Here is a 17,885-nt window from a genome sequence, read left to right on the forward strand (position 1 = left end):
CGACGAAGAATCTGTTCTCTGTTTTTGGTTTCTTTGGTGATTAGAGGTTAGATGGTGTTTATACATATTCTTTTGTGTCAAACTTTGTCATGCTCGTTTCATCCTGGCTCATAGTTTTTCCTTTTTGATTTTTCCTTACTCTGAAAAGGAAAAGAACAAGAGAAGCAATGCCCAGTAAAACACCAATCCAATATCCGACTGAAGTATCTATAAAGAGACCACCATTTTTTACAGGAGCCACCAAAAGATAAGTTATGCAAACGGTTGTCATGAAAGTTGCCGGAAGTGACAACATCCAGTGCGGTTTTTCAACTTTAGCAAGATACATAGCTGCTGCCCAGAGAACGACGACTGCAACTACCTGATTAGACAATCCTAAATATTTCCAAATTGTGGCAAATTCGAGTTGAGACAACACAAAACCAATAGCAAACAAAGGCAAGCTTACCCACAAGCGTTTCTTCACAGATGATTGATCCAGCTTCAGTACATCAGCAATGGTTAAACGGGCACTCCTGAAAGCTGTGTCACCCGTTGTTATAGGGCAAGCAATAACGCCAACGATAGCAAAAACGGCCCCAATCGCACCAAGCCAGGAGCGACTTATTTCGTTAACCACCCATGCCGGATTGTGACCCTCAACCTGCATGGTAGTATTTAATCCTTCAGGGCCTTCAAAGAAATTCATCGCAGCAGTAGCCCATATAATTGCCACTATCCCTTCTGCAACCATCGCCCCGTAAAAAACACGACGACCATGACTCTCCTTTTTTATACAACGGGCCATCATGGGTGCCTGCGTGGAATGAAAGCCACTCAGAGCCCCACAGGAAATAACGATAAACATCATCGGGAAAAGAATATTTTCTGCCGGATTGTGATGCCAGTTTTTAAAGCTGTCGGTGGTCAATTCCTTCATGGCTAAATCGCCGGAAAAGCCAAAATAAATCATCGCTCCGGCAATGCTAACAGCCATTATTAATAAAGCCACTCCAAACAAAGGATAGATGCGACCGATGATCTTATTAATCGGCAACAAAGTTGCAATCAGATAATAGGCGAAAATTGCATAAAGCCAAAACTTCAAACCTCCATTAGTTAGTGTTGTCAGCAATTCGGCGGGCCCCGAAACAAATGCCACGCCGACAAATATCAACAATAACAAGGAGAAAAGACGCATGAAGTTTTGAAAACCGGTGCCGAGATATTTACCTACAATTTCCGGAATACTCGCACCATTGTTACGTACCGAAAGCATACCGGAAAAATAATCGTGCACGGCGCCCATGAAAATACAACCAAGAACAATCCACAGATAAGCCATTGGCCCGTACATAGCGCCAAGGATAGCACCAAATATCGGCCCGAGTCCGGCGATATTTAAAAACTCAATGGTAAAAACTTTCCAGGTGGGCATTGGAACATAATCCACCCCGTTATTAATCCGTATGGCAGGCGTCTCATTTTTGTCGGATGCGCCAAAAAAACGGTCAACAAATTTGCCGTAAAAGAAGAAACCGGCTATTAAACCCGCGATTGACAGAATAAACGTAATCATAATAAAGAAAGATTAATCTTTATAATAACAAACGGTTTGATTTTCAGGTAAAAGTAATTCAGTCAGTAATTAATTATAAGTCAGCAGGATGGATTAAGGTGAGGATATATACCCATAAAACAAATAAAACAACGTAAATACCAACCGTTGACGGTGACATAGGCTGGTTGTTATGAATCATCAAAGAGCCCGGTCTAAAAAGCATCTTTGTTGCCAACCTCGTTGTTGTTTTAGATTTTTGCATCGTCATTAACAACAAGTTAACTCCGGTACAAAAATTTAAAACGCCTGGATTCTGACAAAAATATGCTTTTTATACTGCACTCATCAAATAAGAAACGAAAATAAAAAAAGTTATTGACTTCCTTGTCAAAAGATTCAACGATCATATCGCCAAATATGCTGATAATTTGACAAAAAAATAGAAACAATGTTTTAGAGATTAATGCACTTGTTATGCCTTCAAAATAATAAAGGGCTGTCCAATACCGGACAGCCCCTTTTGTTCTCATATAAGTCAGAATAGCAGCGTGTATGTTTAGAATCCAGGATTCTGATCTTCTTGCGAGATTTCATTATTTGAAGAAATCTCAGTTTGAGGAATGGGGAAATGCTCATGTTTTCCTGCCACAAATCCCAGCGGACTCAGTACTTCTTCGGCATCACCCCAGCGAATCAAATCCCAGTAGCGACTGCCTTCAAAGGCCAGTTCAAGCTGACGCTCAGCTTTTATCGCTTCACGCAATTCGTCTTTCGACATAGGCAAATCATACGTATCCAATTCGGCCCTCTTCCGAACCTTGTTCAACTCGAAACGGGCTTCGGCTTCCCTCCCGTCCTCATTATAGGCTTCGGCAGCCATCAAAAGCACGTCGGCATAACGAATGATGCGCCAGTTGGTGGTATAGTTAAGCTCAGCAATTGAAGCACCACTGGTATTGGTTTCGTCAGCAAATGTGGCATACTTCATTCGAAGATATCCCTCGTAATCGTGAGCAGGCACAGGATTTCCCTCATCATCGGTATCCGGAGTTATTTCACCCCCGGCATCAATAAACTCCGATTCACTCATGATGGTTGCCTCATATCGGGGACCATTATCCCCCATATTATCAAAAGCCTCACCTATGGAAGCAGTAGGAAGATTAAATCCCCATCCGGGAATGATTCCTATAGCATCCAGATTACCAAAGAAGGGTGCCCGGGGACCCATCAACTGAACATGAATATTTGCTTCAGCTGCTCCTCCCCATCCAAAATTACCCCAGTCGTATCCTTCCTGGGATGTATAGAGAACTTCAAATACCGATTCAATCCCCAGTTCTCCTGCACGTTTCCAAACATTGTCAAAATCAGGCTCAAGGTCATATTCCTGCGAAGAAATTACTTGCCCCAAAACAGTATGGGCGTCATTCCATTTCTCCTGATACAGGTATACTTTGCCCAGAATAGATTGTGCGGTTCCCTTGGAGACCCTGAATTTTTGGTCGTCGGGAAGCTCAGACTTCAATGGAAGAACTGAAATAGCATCCTCAAGATCGGTTTCAATCTTTGTATAAATATCGGCCTTGGGTGTACGCGGTTTGTGATAGTCTGCCACTGAAGTAGGATTCTCGGTATAAAAGGGAACATCTCCATAGAGCGTAACCAGTTCAAAATAATTCCATGCGCGTATAGCCTTTGCTTCAGCGATTATCTGTTTACGAAAATCGTTGCTCGGTTCGATACGCTCAATAATGGTATTACATTGATTAATCGCTTTATAGAAGCCTTCCCAAATTGCAGTTGTCACAGGATTGTCCGCTTCATTTTTAAAATCATCCAGATTCTGATAGGGAAGCTGATCACTGGCAGAAGAACCAGCATTACAATCATCAGCAGGTAAATTTTTGGCAAAGTAGGCACTCGCCCAGTCTCTGCCATAGTTCCACTGCATCAAATCGTATACACCAATTATTGTGGACATTACTTCCTCATCTGTAGCAGGATAGACATCGCTGGATAATCTTCCGGCGGGATCTACTTCAAGAAAACTATCGCTACAAGCCGGCATAATGATCAATAAAACAGCCGGAATCCATTTAAAACATTTATATAGTTTCATATTTCTCAGATTTTGGGGGTTTAAAAATTAACTGACACACCAAATATCATCTTCCTTGGAATAGGATAAACACCGCGATCTATTCCCTGACTTTGGGCGTTGTTACTTCCTGCTTCGGGATCAAGCCCCTCATAATCAGTAAAAGTAAAAAAGTCGTCAAGTGAAATAAAAACGCGGGCTTTAGAGAACCCAAGTTGATTGAGAACACTATTTGGAAGAGAATATCCTAATTGCAATTGTTTAATACGAGTATAAGACCCATCCTGAACCATCAGGTCGCTCCGGTAAATATACTGACTGCTACCATCGGCACGGGGCATGGATGCCTTGGTATTGTCAGATGTCCATCTGTCGGTATAGAAGTATTTTGGTTTATTAGACAAAGGTCTGTCAGGACGATACCATGCAGTATAAATTTCATTTCCCTTGGTTCCCTGAAGGAAAACTCTAAGGTCAATCCCTTTGTAGGCCAAATTTATATTTGCTCCATACAAAAAATCGGGATGGGGATCACCAATTTTAGTCAGATCGGCAGAAGTAATTTCGCCATCCTTACTAACATCAACAATATTTGGCATTCCTGTTTCTTCATTAATACCATCGGTTTTGTACCCGTTGAAATACCAAATGGGTTCTCCTTCTTCAAACCAGGTTAAATCATATCCCCTGACGTTGGCTCCCGCAATTGGAGCCTCCTGATCAAGTCGGGTAACCTCATTATTGAGCGTAGCAAAATTAACATTCGCCGAAATATCAAAATCTCCGTAACTATCAGTGTAACCAAGCTCAAATTCAAAACCTGAATTGGAAACATCACCTCCGTTAACATAAGGAAAATCATTCCCTACAGAAAGCGGAAACATACCAACCACAATCAGATCTTTGGTGGTTTTATCATAATAGTCGGCAGAAAAATTGATTTTCCTGTTAAGGAACCTTGCGTCGAGGCCCACAGAGAGTTGCTCGGTGCGCTCCCATTTCAGATCATCGTTCGTGAGCTTTTCTATTTGAGCGCCTGAAAAATAGCCTGTTTCAGAAGGATTGGGATAATAAATACCTGACACCATCCAGAACTCCTGATCTGAAGTACCGGAAAGAATTGATGTACTACCATTTTGTCCCCAGCTGGCACGCAATTTCAAATAATCCATAAATTGGGGGTTCCAGAAATCCTCTTCCGAAATAACCCAACCGGCAGAAAAAGCAGGGAAAGTGGCCCATTTGTCCCCCGATGAAAAGACGCTTGCTGCATCTCGTCTAACTAACGCCTCAAACAAATATTTGCCTAAATAACTATATGAAAAACGACCAAAAACAGAATTCATGGTTTCTTCCTCAAGGGTTCCACCAACAACATCCTGTTCCCTCGAAGTAGTATGATCGTGATAGGCAAATCTGTCACCTTCTTTAGCCATTGGACCGGAATACAAATACCAGTTAGGATGCAATCTTCTTTCTGCAGAGTAACCTAAAAGGAAAGTCATGTTATGGTCATTAAAGGCGGTTTCATAGGTGGCAAAATTCTCCCATAGCCAGTTAAAATATTTATCCAGATTATCATTTATGGTGTTTGTACCATTCTGACTCTCTGAAGAAAAGTAATATTTCTTATTCCAGTTATGCAACTGAATATAAGACAAATCCAATCCCAGTCGTGAAGTTATTGTCAATCCTTCCAAAGGTTTAATATTGCCATAGACAGTTCCCATTAATTGATCCCTGGTAGTTTCATTATTGTAAGTTTGCAACCTGGCAACCGGATTTGCAACTTCACCTGTCACATTCACCGGAAGCGCATAATAACGACCCTGATCATCGGTTAACAAAGTATGACCAGCGGCTAACGCATCCCTTTCTTTCTGGGTTTCTTCTCCTTGTTCGTAATAGACAGGTGTGGTCGGATCAATTAGAAGAGCATTGTTTAAAACTCCCCGATACTCATCATCCTCTCCAACAGTACTTCTTTTTGAATGTGAGTAAGTAAAGGTATTGCCTACTTCCAACCAATCCTTAATATCATGAGAAGAGTTTAAGCGAAAGGAAAGTCGTTCATAAGATGCTTTATCTCCACCGACAACTCCCTCTTGAGTATTATAGGCGACAGAAGCCAGATAATTAGAGATTTCTCCACCACCCGAAAAACTAAGATGATGCCTCTGCATTGGTGCTTCTTCAAACACTTCATCCAGCCAATCGGTACCGTTTCCGATGCCTGAGGGTACAGTAATATTGGCACCCTGCTCACTCATATACTGCGCATATTCCTGAGCATTCATAAGTTCCATATTGGTTTTCACGCTCTGAATGCCATACTGGAAATTATAGGTCACTTGTCCCTTACCAGCTTTCCCTTTTTTGGTAGTAATAATGACAACCCCATTACCGCCTTCAGAACCGTAAATGGCAGAAGAAGCAGCATCCTTGAGAACTTCGATGGACTCAATATTGCCGGGTTCGATGTTATCAATATCGCCTACTTTCATTCCATCAACGATGTAAAGAGGCTCGGAAGTCTGATTAGAGTTGGTACCCCGGATTCTTACTTTAGCGCCTGCTCCGGGTGAACCAGAGGTAGGCAAAACGGTAACACCGGCCGTACGTCCCTGCAGGGCTTGTTCAACACGCGTGTTCGAAGTGGTTTCGAGGTCCTGAGCATTAACACTCGAAATGGCCCCGGTGACCAACGATTTTTGTTGAACACCGTAACCGACGACGACCACCTCATCGAGGCCGGCAAATTCTTCCTCCATGGTAACATTAATTGTGGTTTGATCGCCAACAGGAACCTCCTGGGTTTTGAATCCGATAAAACTAAACCGAAGTACATCTCCGCCTGAAGCCTGCAGTTCATAATTACCATCAATATCGGTAATGGTTCCCTGCATAGTGCCTTTGATCACAACATTAACACCGGGTAGCGGTTGGTTCTGTGAATCGGTCACTTGTCCACTGACCGTTTTTTGCTCTTGCGCAAAAGAAAATGAAGTAAAAATGAAACATGCTGCAAGAGCTAACGTAAATCCGTTAAAGGCCCTCAGCCATCCGGATTTGACCTTTTTTAACAGGTCAAATTCCAAAAAAGATCGAATCTTTTTCATAAATTTGTCGTTTTTACAGGTTTTAACAATAAAATAGTTAGAATCTGGAGCAGGGGTGTTGCCCGGTCCAACGCCAATTTTTCCGGGGCAGCATCCCTTTTTAAATGTAAATCATAAACTTACGACTACAAATCCTTAAAAAATCTTTTTTTTAACTCAAACAATTATTTTACATAGGCAACTTTTTATAATTAACATTCTAATTATTTAGTGTCAGTCCATAGAGTACCACTTGCTGTGTTACGCCTGCCGCCAAAATACTCATTTACGAAATCCGGATGTCTGGTAATTAATTGCTTACACAATGAATGGCATAAACCACAACTTTCTCATAATAAAAACTTTGCGTCATTGCGTCTCTGCGTTTAAGCTTTTTTAAACTGACTATTTACTTTCTGAACAGACACATAATTTGGTGCAACTTTTACCGACTTTACAGGCGGGCACAATTTACATAAATACCTTATCCCAATATTACCAGAACTTCATGCGTTCCTCCGTCAAATTTTTCAATAAGGTTACCATCAACGGCTTTGCCATCCATTTCAAGCAGGGCTACTCCTTTGCTTACCGACTTTGGATTTTCAACTTTAATATTAAAGGTTGTCCCCCTCAATTTTCGTTTTATTTTAAATCCTTTCCATGAAGGAGGTATACAAGGATCAATTCTTAACCCGTCATAATCGGGGCGTATTCCCAGAATATACCTGGTCACGGCATAATAATTCCAGGCTGCCGTACCGGTAAGCCAGCTGTTTTTCGCCTCTCCGGGTTTATGTGCGTCTTTTCCTGCAATCATCTGGGCATATACATAGGGTTCCGTGCGATGAAGTCCGGAAATATCCTCCAGATAGGCCGGACAAATTTTCCTGTAATATTCCCAGGCACGTTCTCCCCTTCCAAGCACCGTTTCACCGATCATGATCCATGGATTGTTGTGACAGAAGATGCCGGCATTTTCTTTATATCCTTCAGGATAAGAAGATATCTCTCCATATTCAATCACGTATTTGGTGAAAGCAGGATTGTTCAGAACGATGCCATATTCACAATCGAGTCGTTCCTTGACAGAATCAAGTGCTTTCTCAACCATTCCTTCATCGAGACCGATCCCGGCCATTGAGCACCATCCCTGGGATTCAATAAATATCTGACCTTCTTCATTCTCCTTACTTCCCACTTTTCTTCCGAAAAAATCATACGCTCTGAGAAACCATTCGCCATCCCAACCATGCCTTTTAACAGCTTCCACCATTTTATCGACATGTTTTTGTGCCTTGTCAGCTTCCCTCTCTTTTCCGGTTTTCCGACAAAGCCTCACAAACTCTTGTCCATAAACCACGAATAATCCGGCAATCATCAACGATTCGGCGGTTCCGCCCGATCGATTTTCAGTGGTCTGAAACGACTCGTCCGGGTCATTCGAGAAACAGTTAAGATTCAAACAGTCGTTCCAGTCGGCTCTTCCTATCAAAGGTAATCCATGTGGCCCCGGATTATTGACAACATGGTAGAAAGAGACTTTAAGGTGCTCAAAAAGGGGTTTTGCAACTGAGGCATCATTATCAAAAGGAACCATTTCGTCAAGAATTCCATAATCTCCGGTTTCTTTGATATATTCAGTGGTTGAAAGGATAAGCCATAGAGGGTCGTCGTTAAAATTGCCACCAATTGCATTGTTCCCGCGCTTCGTGAGCGGTTGGTACTGGTGATAAGCACCACCGTCTTCAAATTGAGTTGAGGCAATATCAATTATTCGTTCACGCGCTCTCTCCGGGATCTGATGTACAAAGCCGATAAGGTCCTGATTGGAATCTCTGAAACCCATTCCGCGTCCGATACCCACTTCGAAATAGGATGCCGAACGTGACATATTGAAGGTAACCATACATTGATACTGGTTCCAGATATTGACCATTCTGTCAAGTTTTTCGTCGCCGCTTTCCAATACAAACTTATCGAGCAGATGGTCCCAATATTCAATTAATTCGGAAAAAGCCACATCGACCTTTTCTGCGGTATCAAAACGCTCAATCAGCTTTCCTGCCGGCTTTTTGTTGATTACATTTTTGTCTTCCCATTTCTCATTTTCATTATTTTCCACATATCCGAGGATAAATACCAAATCTTTGCTTTCTCCGGGCTTCAGTTCAATTTCAAGGTAATGCGAGGCTACCGGCGACCACCCGTGAGCATGCGAATTGCGAGGCTTCCCCTCCAATACAGTCTGTGGTTCCGAGAGTTCATTATACAGGCCGGCAAAACTTTCCCTGTCGGTATCAAAACCTTGAATTGGTGTATTAACGTGGTAGAAAGCATAATGATTTCGGCGTTCTCTGTATTCTGTTTTATGGTACAGGGTGGAACCGTCGATTTCCACCTCACCGGTATTCAGATTTCGCTGAAGGTTGTTTTGATCATCTTCTGCATTCCATAAGCACCATTCCAGGAAAGAGAACAATTTGAACCTTTTCGTTTCCGGGGAAGTGTTGGTAATCGTCATTTTTTGAATTTCGCACCACGACTTCAAAGGGACAAAAAACAAAACTTCAGCCTTTAACCCGTTCTTTTCACCGATAATCTTAGTATAGCTCAACCCGTGCCTGCATTCATAACCGTCAAGCCTCGTCTTCACCGGCTTCCATCCGGGCGACCATATATCATGTCCATCATTTATATAAAAATACCTTCCTCCATTGTCCATCGGTACATTATTATAACGAAAACGGGTCAGTCTTCTGAATTTGGCATCCTTATAAAAAGAATATCCTCCTGCCGTATTGGAAATGAGTGAAAAAAAGTCCTCATTCCCCAGATAATTTATCCATGGCCATGGCGTAGCAGGCGTTGTAATCACATATTCCCGGTTTTTATCATCAAAGTATCCAAACTTCATTGTTTCTTTGTCGTTTTATTTGGTTATATAATTATAGATCAATGATTAACACCATCTGCTGCATCTAATAATCTATTGAATATCCTTCTTTCAGTCTTCGCTGATTCAACTCTGTTGTAATGGCATCCACTTTATCCTGATCGAGGGGATAAAATTTCATCAGTACAGCACCAAGCAAAGCGATGACAGTAGGTATCCAGCTCATTAACATCACGATGCCCGGCACAGCTCCCTGAATCGCCACAGCGTCTTGTCCGTCATAATTGAATGCCGAAAGGACAAATCCGATAATGGCACCTGCCAAACCTCCGCCGAATTTGGTGGAGAACGACCCTGCCGAATAGATCAGCCCGGTAGCCCTTCGACCGTTCTTATATTCCGAATAATCGGCTGCATCGCCAAGCATTGCAAAGAAAAGCGTGGGAAAAATGGCGGCACCAAACTCAGAAACTATGCCAATGGCAAAAATGGGAACAATATCGCCCGGCCCGCAAAATGCAATCAATGCATTGACACCTCCCGAAAATATCAGGGCATAAATGAAGAGCCGGCGTTTGCCGAACTGTCTTGCCAGAGGCGATGTGGCCATTGCACCCAGGATAGAAGCGATCATCAAACCCACCATATAAGACCCGGCCAGTAATTGGTTATGCAGATAATGAGTGAAATAGATTACTGTAATCCCCTGTTTAATGGAATTATAGATATTAAACAGCAAGCCGATGATCAACAATACGAGCCATGGCCGGTTGGAAATAAGGTCTTTTAAATCTTTTACCAGGTTTGTCTCCTGTGTCTTGGGTGGCGAAACCCGTTCTCTGGTAGTATAGAAAGTAATAATTAAAGATATTGCCAGCAGCACCGACATCAGGTAAATAGCTTTAGAATATCCTTCTTTCTGGTCGATGATGGTTATCTTGCTTTCATCCAGGTCCGGTTCGCCCTCTACAATAAAAGTATAAGGAAGACCGGCCTCCATAGAAAAACTTTTCTCCTGGGTTGGAACATTGACACTGTCGGCCATTTCAGCATCGGCCCAAACAAATGTAGCTACTCCGGCTTTGGTTTTTATCCTGACATTCTCAACACTCTCGGGGGCAGAAACTGTAACTTCATATTTTTCATTACCCAGATCAACCATTTCAATTGTCGGGTTTATATCCCCGAAGTTAGCCACCAGAAATAAAAGAGCTCCCTGAACGAGCATTCCGCCTGCAAAAGCGCCGACCATCCTGTAAGAACCTATGCTTGTGCGTTCTTTATCATCGCCTGTCATGACGGCCATCAGCGCTCCGTAAGGAATATTGTTGGCAGTATATATCAGGGTAAACAGAATGTAAGTGACGTATGCATAGATAATTTTCCCGGTCGGACTTAAATCAGGCGTAGTAAAAAGAAGAGAAAGCATAACCGCAAGCGGGATGGCCGTCCATAAAATCCAGGGACGAAATTTCCCATACTTCGAATTGGTACGATCGCCGATGATACCCATTACAACATCACTGACGCCGTCACTGGAACGGGCTATCAGCATCAAAAGACCTACTGCTGCAGGGTTAAGGCCAAAAACATCGGTATAGAATACGAATAAAAAAGTAGCAACTCCACGCCATGCAATATTGGCTGCGGCGTCTCCCAACGCATAACCCACTTTTTCTCTTATGCTTAACTTCTGCCTGGTTACTTGCATGGCTAAGATTTAAATGTTAAAATCCAACACCTCTTTTCTGGTTTTTTCATACACTTCGCGACTGAACATGTAAAGGCGGGCGGGTTTATGAGCCACACCTTTTTGCTTTTCATCCAGCGGAATAAGATATTTCATGCGCGCAATCTTCTTGCGAAAATTTCTTTTATCCAGCTCAACCCCCAACACTACCTCGTACAGCTTCTGAAGTTGTGAAAGCGTGAACTTCTCGGGCAATAATTCAAATCCTATAGGTTCATAAAGTAATTCACGACGAAGGGCACGAAGAGCTGATTGCAGAATATGATAATGGTCAAATGCCAGATCGGTAACTTCAGATACGGGATACCATTTTACATTTCTCCCCTTCCACTTCAGCGTAACCTTTTCGGTAGCCAGAAGAGAGTAATAGCCTACTGATATTATCCTGCTGTCCGGGTCACGTCCACTTGCCCTGAGCCAGGCCTGATCGTTAGGACGTTTTAATCGGTCGGTATCACAAAATGCACCAAATTGCTTCAAATAGATATTTTCCAACCCCGTTAAATCGAACAATATACGGGCGGCTGCATCTTCAAGACTCTCATGCTCGAAAATGTGATTACCGGTAAGCGTCAGATCAGAGAACAACTCTTTACCTGTCTTTTCATCTTTTAACACCCGATCAACCAGCAGGACATTCAGTTTTTCAAAATCGAAACCGAATATCACACAATCAACTGATATTGAATTATTCAATTGTGCTTTTACCATTTTTGTTTATTTAATATTTGAACAAGGTCGAAAATATAGCATCTAATCATCTGACTTATAGCGCCTAACCTATGCCTTCTGCCTTTCAACGCCTTTATTTATTGCTTATTTATTGCATGTGTTCAGAATTTTCCGAACCGGCCATTGTAAATTACATAAACCAAAAATATCTTTGTATCTTTACCTGCCTGAATGTTTTAAGCAGTATCCATCATCTTCCTTGTCAAAAGTACCACCCATCTCCAGAACAGAACATAATGTAATAAGTGTTAAGAAAACACTTATATTTTGAATTGCTAAATTAGGAATGAATCCTAAAAAAACAAAGAAATCAAAATAATTTTAAAACCTAAAATAGTGTTTATTGTACTTCAAACACTTTAATCCCTTTTAAAATATGGAATAGAGAATTTATTATAAAAAATGTTAAAATTCGAATTCACCTGATGGTTTTTGATATTCTAATCAAAATTGCAAAAAGTATTGTTTCTTGTTTTCCGCATCGCATCGGGAAAAGAAATTAATTTTTTCATGAACTTTCTCACGAAGGGCATAGTTATATCTTTGCAAAACCTAAAGGAGATAATTGTCATGCAAAAAAGTCAGATATACACGAAAGCCGGAGACAAAGGTAAGACCGGATTAATAGGGGGAACAATTGTCCCTAAACATCACTTCAGGCTGGAGGCTTATGGAACTGTTGATGAACTAAATGCTCAAATAGGATTGATCAGAGCTTTTGCGGGGGAGAACGATATTACCGGAGTATTACCGCGTATTCAGGAGCAACTCTTTATGATTGGGGCATATCTGGCGACAGACGACACAATTTCAGAATTACGCTCGAAACTTAATTGTGATGAAGCAGAGATAGATTTTCTTGAAAAAGAAATGGACAGGATGGATGCTTCACTTCCTCCCCTGAAAAACTTTATTCTGCCGGGAGGTCATCCGTCTGCTGCCCAATGTCATATTGCCCGTACTGTTTGCAGAAGAGCAGAACGTCGTGTCAATCAAATGGCCGCGGAAACCGAAATAGACCCATGGATTCTAAGGTATCTGAACAGGTTATCAGACTATTTCTTTGTACTTTCACGCTTTCTGGCAAAACATTTCGATAATGACGAAATAAGATGGGAACCGAAGTTGTAAGATTGTTTTTTTTTTCTAATTTCGCAGAAAACAGCAAGGACATAAAAACAAAATATTATTAAGAGTTAAATTGTATTTGCTATGTATTGGACTCTTGAATTAGCATCAAAACTGGAAGATGCGCCCTGGCCGGCTACAAAAGATGAATTAATTGATTTTGCCATTCGTTCGGGGGCACCTCTGGAGGTTATTGAAAATCTTCAGGAAATAGAGGATGAAGGAGAAGTATATGAGAGTATTGAAGACATCTGGCCCGATTATCCCAGTAAGGATGATTTTTTCTTTAATGAGGATGAATATTGATTTGTAAAGGGCATTCTAAAACAACATCAATAAGAATAAGAAGGTCGTCTGCTCTGTCAAGACGACCTTTTTTTACACTATTCGGAGAATTGATAGTCGCTATAATCCGTTCGCTGCACCTCTTCCACTATTTCTTTGAAGTGAAAGATATCCTCATATTTTTTGGGACGGTATTTTTCCAACCACAAAAAGCCTTCGAGACGTGTTGATTCCTTATCAAGCACGAAAGGAGGATTCATGTTTCCGGTTGGCTGGGTTCGTAAAACAATAGTCTCTACTTTCCTGTTTTTTAAATAGATGGTCAAACTGCTGCTCTCGGCTCTGTTTACCCCGATTACGTAATCTCTGTCTTTGGGATAATAGACCGTTTGCCCGTTCCCGTCAACATCTATCTTATAGAGCTGATTTTCTTTAAAATAACCCGTCATCTTTTTGCCCTTAATCTGATTAAAATGAACAGAATCCTCGGGTGCAATCAGAAAGGCATTCTCAATCATTTCGGCTTTATACAAAACCCGGTTGCGCGTATAAAGCTTAATTTCACTGGCAGTCATCTGGTTTCCCTGCGCCCAAATCACCGGCTCGTGATAAAAAGTATTGGTGCTGTCGCGAAAATCATAAACCATGGAATCACATCGGCCCTGCAAATCGTAACGATAGAACTGAACGTTATGAAAGGCTCTTACAATTTTATTTTCTACTTCCCCGGATACAGGATCTGCTCTCAGGGTATCAGCATGCAGAAAGAGCGTATCGTTTCCGTAAACTTGCTTTAAAACAGCCTTCTTCGTTGCCAGAGCTTTCTCGGTTTTTTCATTATAATATCCGTAATCGCCGGTAATTATCACGTTATTCGCAGTATCCTCAAGAGCCATTCCCGAAAAGACTTCCCCGAAACCATCATTCCGGTTATACAAAATGGTATCGCCCCTCAGAGTTTGTTCGCCTCCGTCTATATAATTGTTTTTAAGTAAGCGGGCCTTGTCACTGCGGGTATCGTAAAAGCCCAGTTCGGAAAAAATCCTGTTTTCGTCGCTGTAAATATTTGTAGGTCCGACAATACCAACGACCTCGGTTCTCGTAAAATACTTCAAAGTATCACTATACATCCTGTAATCTGGATTGATCAACACCACGCTGTCTTTAAAGTTGACCTCGCCGGTTCGGGGATAATAAAAACCCAGACTGCTGGTGAGCTGATTACGTTCATCAACAATTCTCCCTCCATTGAAGTAGTAAGCAACATCATTTTTCCGGTCATAGTCAAGAAAATCGGTGGTAAGTACAACATTCTTGTTTACCAGTCTCACATTTTCCCTCACCTTTGCAAGTTCCTCGTTGCCATCATAGTTCAGTTTGTCACCGTAAAGATGTATGGTATCATTCTGAATAATGTGAATAGAACCGAAGGCTTCAACCCTGTTGGAGTCACGGTTAAGAATTGCACTGTCGCAAAACATCCTGGTATTGAGATGCTGCATTCTTACATTTCCGACAAGAGCCCATGAGTTTTTTCCCAGACGCTTTTCGGCTCCCTTCATCAAATCGGCGTATTCAATTAAAATTTTCCTGTTTTCTTCCCGGCCTTTTTTCTCATCCTGACCCTGTGCCTGGATAAAAACAAAACTTCCCAACAGAAAAAACAATACCACGATTGTTTTCAGCAGCCGTTTAACACTATAAAAAAAAACTCCAAAAAAGTATTCAGGCATATACGTAAGTCATTCTAACAATGAAACGCGGATGGCGCTTTAATTTCTCCTCCGGCTCCGCCGCTTTGTTTACAAAGAAATCTGCCACAACATGTCCCTATCACATCAGGAAAAGAACATGTATAAAACTCAATCATGCGAGTTCCATCCGACCAATAACTTAGACTAATATTATACTGATGAAACGAGCATGACAAAAATTGTCATAATAGAACATGTATAAATTCTTGCATGCGAGTTCCATCCGACCTTAAAAATAAATTTTATACGGATGAAAATAAAGCAGGCTAATTAGAGACCGGCTCAATCTTGTCATCCATACCCAGAACCGAAACCGGAAATGACAGACGGTTCTTCAAGTCGGGCTGAAACAAATAATCGAAGCGAATACCCTTTTCACGAATTGCCTGACCATCAGCTCCTGTATAAGACAAGACACAGATTTTATCTTCGGGAATCATTTTTGCAACATTCACCCCGTTTCGGCATAATATAAAGAATCCGGCCTCATTGCCTTTCAGAACATAACTCTTCTGATAACCTGTTTCAGGCGCCTGGGTAATACCGGTCAAAAAGAACTCCGAACTGCTATTCAGGACGGGAAATATGCCACCCCGGGATGAAGCGTTCAGAATAATACGGCCGCTTTGCTCATTAATTTCTATCCAGATATCGGCGCTGTCAAGGAGGAATGTGTTCTGTCCGGAAAGAAAATCAAAACCCCATCGTACCAGGTTTTTCCCATTTGACTGATCCAAAATCCGGGTTTCACGGATAAAAGGGACCTCGGGGCAGAATGACGAAAAATTCATTCGCCGGACTATCAGGCTCGCATCAAAAGGATGAGGTGTTATAAATATTGTGTCTTTCAGAACAGACTTTTTAACCACTTTATATTGTAATCCTGCCAGGTACCCGGGAGCATTAACCTTTACCGTTAAACCAAAAGCCCGGGGAAAAGACAAATTAAACCGGCCGTATTCATCGCATAACGAAGACCGGTTAATTTCAGCGGTTTCATCAATATTTTGTTGATAAGTTGCAGCAGCTGAAATTTTTGCATGCGGAACCGGCCTGCCAGTCGTTTCATCAGCTACTACCCCTTGCCAGGTAATATCGTATACCTCCCGGGCACAACCAGCTAATAGCACGGCGATTCCCAAAACGATAACCGATGATTTAATAATTTTTGCGGCCATCTTCGAAATCAGATTATGATTTGTTACAACTTTCCCCAACTTTACAGACGGGCACTACTTAACCCACTCATCAAATTCAAAACGACAATCTTTCCATTCGTCTTTAATGGTTATGTAGGTCTCTCTTTGCTTTTTTCGTATCCAGTCTCTAAAAGTTTCCTCTCTCTTTTTATTTTCTAACATTCTTTTGATCGTCTGATAATCATCAACCATATTTGCGGTATGCGGTGGGGTTTTCTTTGTAAGTTTTACGATGGTAAACTGGTCAACACCAAGTCGCTGGTCTTTCATCATAAAAGGAGCGGAAATTTCCCCCTGCTGCATTTTTTCCAGTTTCCGGGCTATATCAGGCTGAATTTCCTGAAGTTCAAACTTTGTTGACTGAGTACGGGGATTAATAACATATCCTCCATTGGCACGGGAGTCTTTATCGGAAGAGTACCGCAAGGCGGCCTCCTCAAATGAAATGCTGTCTTTTCTTATTAAAGACACGAGTGAATCAGCCATTTCGCGGGCTTTTTCGATGGCTTCGCGTGAAGGTTTTGGTTTTAAAAGGATATGACGAACATTTACCCTGTCTCCCTGCCGCTCAATTAACTGCATAATATGAAAGCCAAATTCAGTTTCAACAATCTTGGAGACTTTATTTTTGTCCCGCAGGTTAAAGGCTACCTGTGCAAATTCAGGCACCAGACTGGCACGTGGTGTCAGACCAATTTCTCCGCCTCGTGCTGCGCTGTTAGGGTCCTCGGAGTAAAGGACAGCCAGTGTTGCAAAATCGCGACCTTCCCTCACCTGACGCTGAAAATCCCGCAACCGTGCTTTCACCCGTTCGATCTCTTCCTGGCTGATCTCGGGTGTAATAGCAATTTTCTGGTACTCATATTGAGCCGGCATTTTTGGCAAACTATCTTCTGGTGTTTCCCTGAAAAACCTTCTGATTTCCAGAGGAGTAACATCTACATCTTTGGTGATCTCCTGCCTCATCTGCTGGGTCAGCATTTGATTACGAACTAACTCCCTCTGTTCTTCCTTAATCTGAAGTATCGATTTATTAAGCCATTCTTCCAGTTTTTCACGCGAACCGGCACGGTTAATAAAGTTATTGATTTGTCGATCAACCGTCATTAATACTTGATTTTCACTAACTTCTATACTGTCAATTTTAGCTTGTTCGAGCAAAAGATTCTGTATCATCATCTGTTCCAGAATATGACACCTCATATCTCCGGCAAATTCAACTCCTTCCATGAGCGCCTGCTGGTATTGAAATTCAATATCGGATTTAAGAACGGGTTCATCTCCTATCACAGCTATAACTTCATCAATAACATTACTTTGTCCGACCACAACCGCGGGAGAAAACAAGGCAATAAAAAGAAATTTATAAAACCGGTTTCGTATTTTGCTCATAAGTTTTGGC

General features: G+C 41.7%; 11 protein-coding genes. 2 read left to right on the plus strand and 9 right to left on the minus strand.

Annotated elements, in window-relative coordinates; all coding sequences use genetic code 11:
• Nucleotides 1–58: 58 nt before the first annotated feature.
• The 6 genes from ATH1_RS0118215 to ATH1_RS0118245 all read right to left on the minus strand — a co-directional run bounded on the left by ATH1_RS0118215 (nucleotide 59) and on the right by ATH1_RS0118245 (nucleotide 12,096).
• A complete protein-coding gene (locus ATH1_RS0118215; RefSeq protein WP_010425056.1) occupies nucleotides 59–1,558 on the minus strand; it encodes a carbon starvation CstA family protein in 1,500 nt (499 codons plus the stop codon).
• A 538-nt stretch (nucleotides 1,559–2,096) separates the two neighbouring features.
• Nucleotides 2,097–3,662: a RagB/SusD family nutrient uptake outer membrane protein gene (locus ATH1_RS0118225; RefSeq protein WP_010425060.1), complete on the minus strand. Its 1,566-nt coding sequence runs from the start codon at nucleotides 3,660–3,662 to the stop codon at nucleotides 2,097–2,099.
• Between the two features lie 20 nt (nucleotides 3,663–3,682).
• The gene (locus ATH1_RS0118230) at nucleotides 3,683–6,760 is read right to left on the minus strand and encodes a SusC/RagA family TonB-linked outer membrane protein (protein WP_010425062.1); all 3,078 of its coding nucleotides are present in this window, start codon (nucleotides 6,758–6,760) and stop codon (nucleotides 3,683–3,685) included.
• A gap of 463 nt (nucleotides 6,761–7,223) precedes the next feature.
• Nucleotides 7,224–9,656: a glycoside hydrolase family 94 protein gene (locus tag ATH1_RS0118235; protein ID WP_010425064.1), complete on the minus strand. Its 2,433-nt coding sequence runs from the start codon at nucleotides 9,654–9,656 to the stop codon at nucleotides 7,224–7,226.
• 64 nt (nucleotides 9,657–9,720) lie between these two features.
• Nucleotides 9,721–11,346 carry an MFS transporter gene (locus tag ATH1_RS0118240; RefSeq protein ID WP_010425065.1) on the minus strand — a complete coding sequence of 542 codons (1,626 nt, stop codon included), beginning with the start codon at nucleotides 11,344–11,346 and terminating at the stop codon, nucleotides 9,721–9,723.
• Nucleotides 11,347–11,355: 9 nt separating this feature from the next.
• Nucleotides 11,356–12,096 (minus strand): NUDIX hydrolase, encoded by a 741-nt coding sequence (locus ATH1_RS0118245; protein WP_010425066.1) that lies wholly within the window; start codon nucleotides 12,094–12,096, stop codon nucleotides 11,356–11,358.
• Between the two features lie 471 nt (nucleotides 12,097–12,567).
• Here ATH1_RS0118245 and ATH1_RS0118250 point away from each other — a divergent pair, with 471 nt between their 5' ends.
• The gene (locus tag ATH1_RS0118250; protein ID WP_245531829.1) at nucleotides 12,568–13,248 is read left to right on the plus strand and encodes a cob(I)yrinic acid a,c-diamide adenosyltransferase; all 681 of its coding nucleotides are present in this window, start codon (nucleotides 12,568–12,570) and stop codon (nucleotides 13,246–13,248) included.
• Between the two features lie 81 nt (nucleotides 13,249–13,329).
• Nucleotides 13,330–13,551, plus strand: coding sequence for a DUF2795 domain-containing protein (locus ATH1_RS0118255; RefSeq protein WP_010425069.1), 222 nt, complete (start codon nucleotides 13,330–13,332; stop codon nucleotides 13,549–13,551).
• Between the two features lie 77 nt (nucleotides 13,552–13,628).
• On the opposite strand, the gene ATH1_RS0118260 is transcribed toward ATH1_RS0118255, so the two are convergent.
• The 3 genes from ATH1_RS0118260 to ATH1_RS0118270 form a co-directional block, all read right to left on the minus strand.
• Nucleotides 13,629–15,263 (minus strand): OstA-like protein, encoded by a 1,635-nt coding sequence (locus ATH1_RS0118260; RefSeq protein ID WP_010425070.1) that lies wholly within the window; start codon nucleotides 15,261–15,263, stop codon nucleotides 13,629–13,631.
• Nucleotides 15,264–15,550: 287 nt separating this feature from the next.
• Nucleotides 15,551–16,462, minus strand: a complete 912-nt coding sequence (locus tag ATH1_RS0118265; protein ID WP_010425071.1) for a carboxypeptidase-like regulatory domain-containing protein — start codon at nucleotides 16,460–16,462, stop codon at nucleotides 15,551–15,553.
• A gap of 54 nt (nucleotides 16,463–16,516) precedes the next feature.
• Nucleotides 16,517–17,875, minus strand: coding sequence for a peptidylprolyl isomerase (locus ATH1_RS0118270; RefSeq protein WP_010425074.1), 1,359 nt, complete (start codon nucleotides 17,873–17,875; stop codon nucleotides 16,517–16,519).
• Between the last annotated feature and the right edge of the window lie 10 nt (nucleotides 17,876–17,885).

This window comes from Anaerophaga thermohalophila DSM 12881 (assembly GCF_000191885.1).
GTDB classification, from domain to species: domain Bacteria; phylum Bacteroidota; class Bacteroidia; order Bacteroidales; family Marinilabiliaceae; genus Anaerophaga; species Anaerophaga thermohalophila.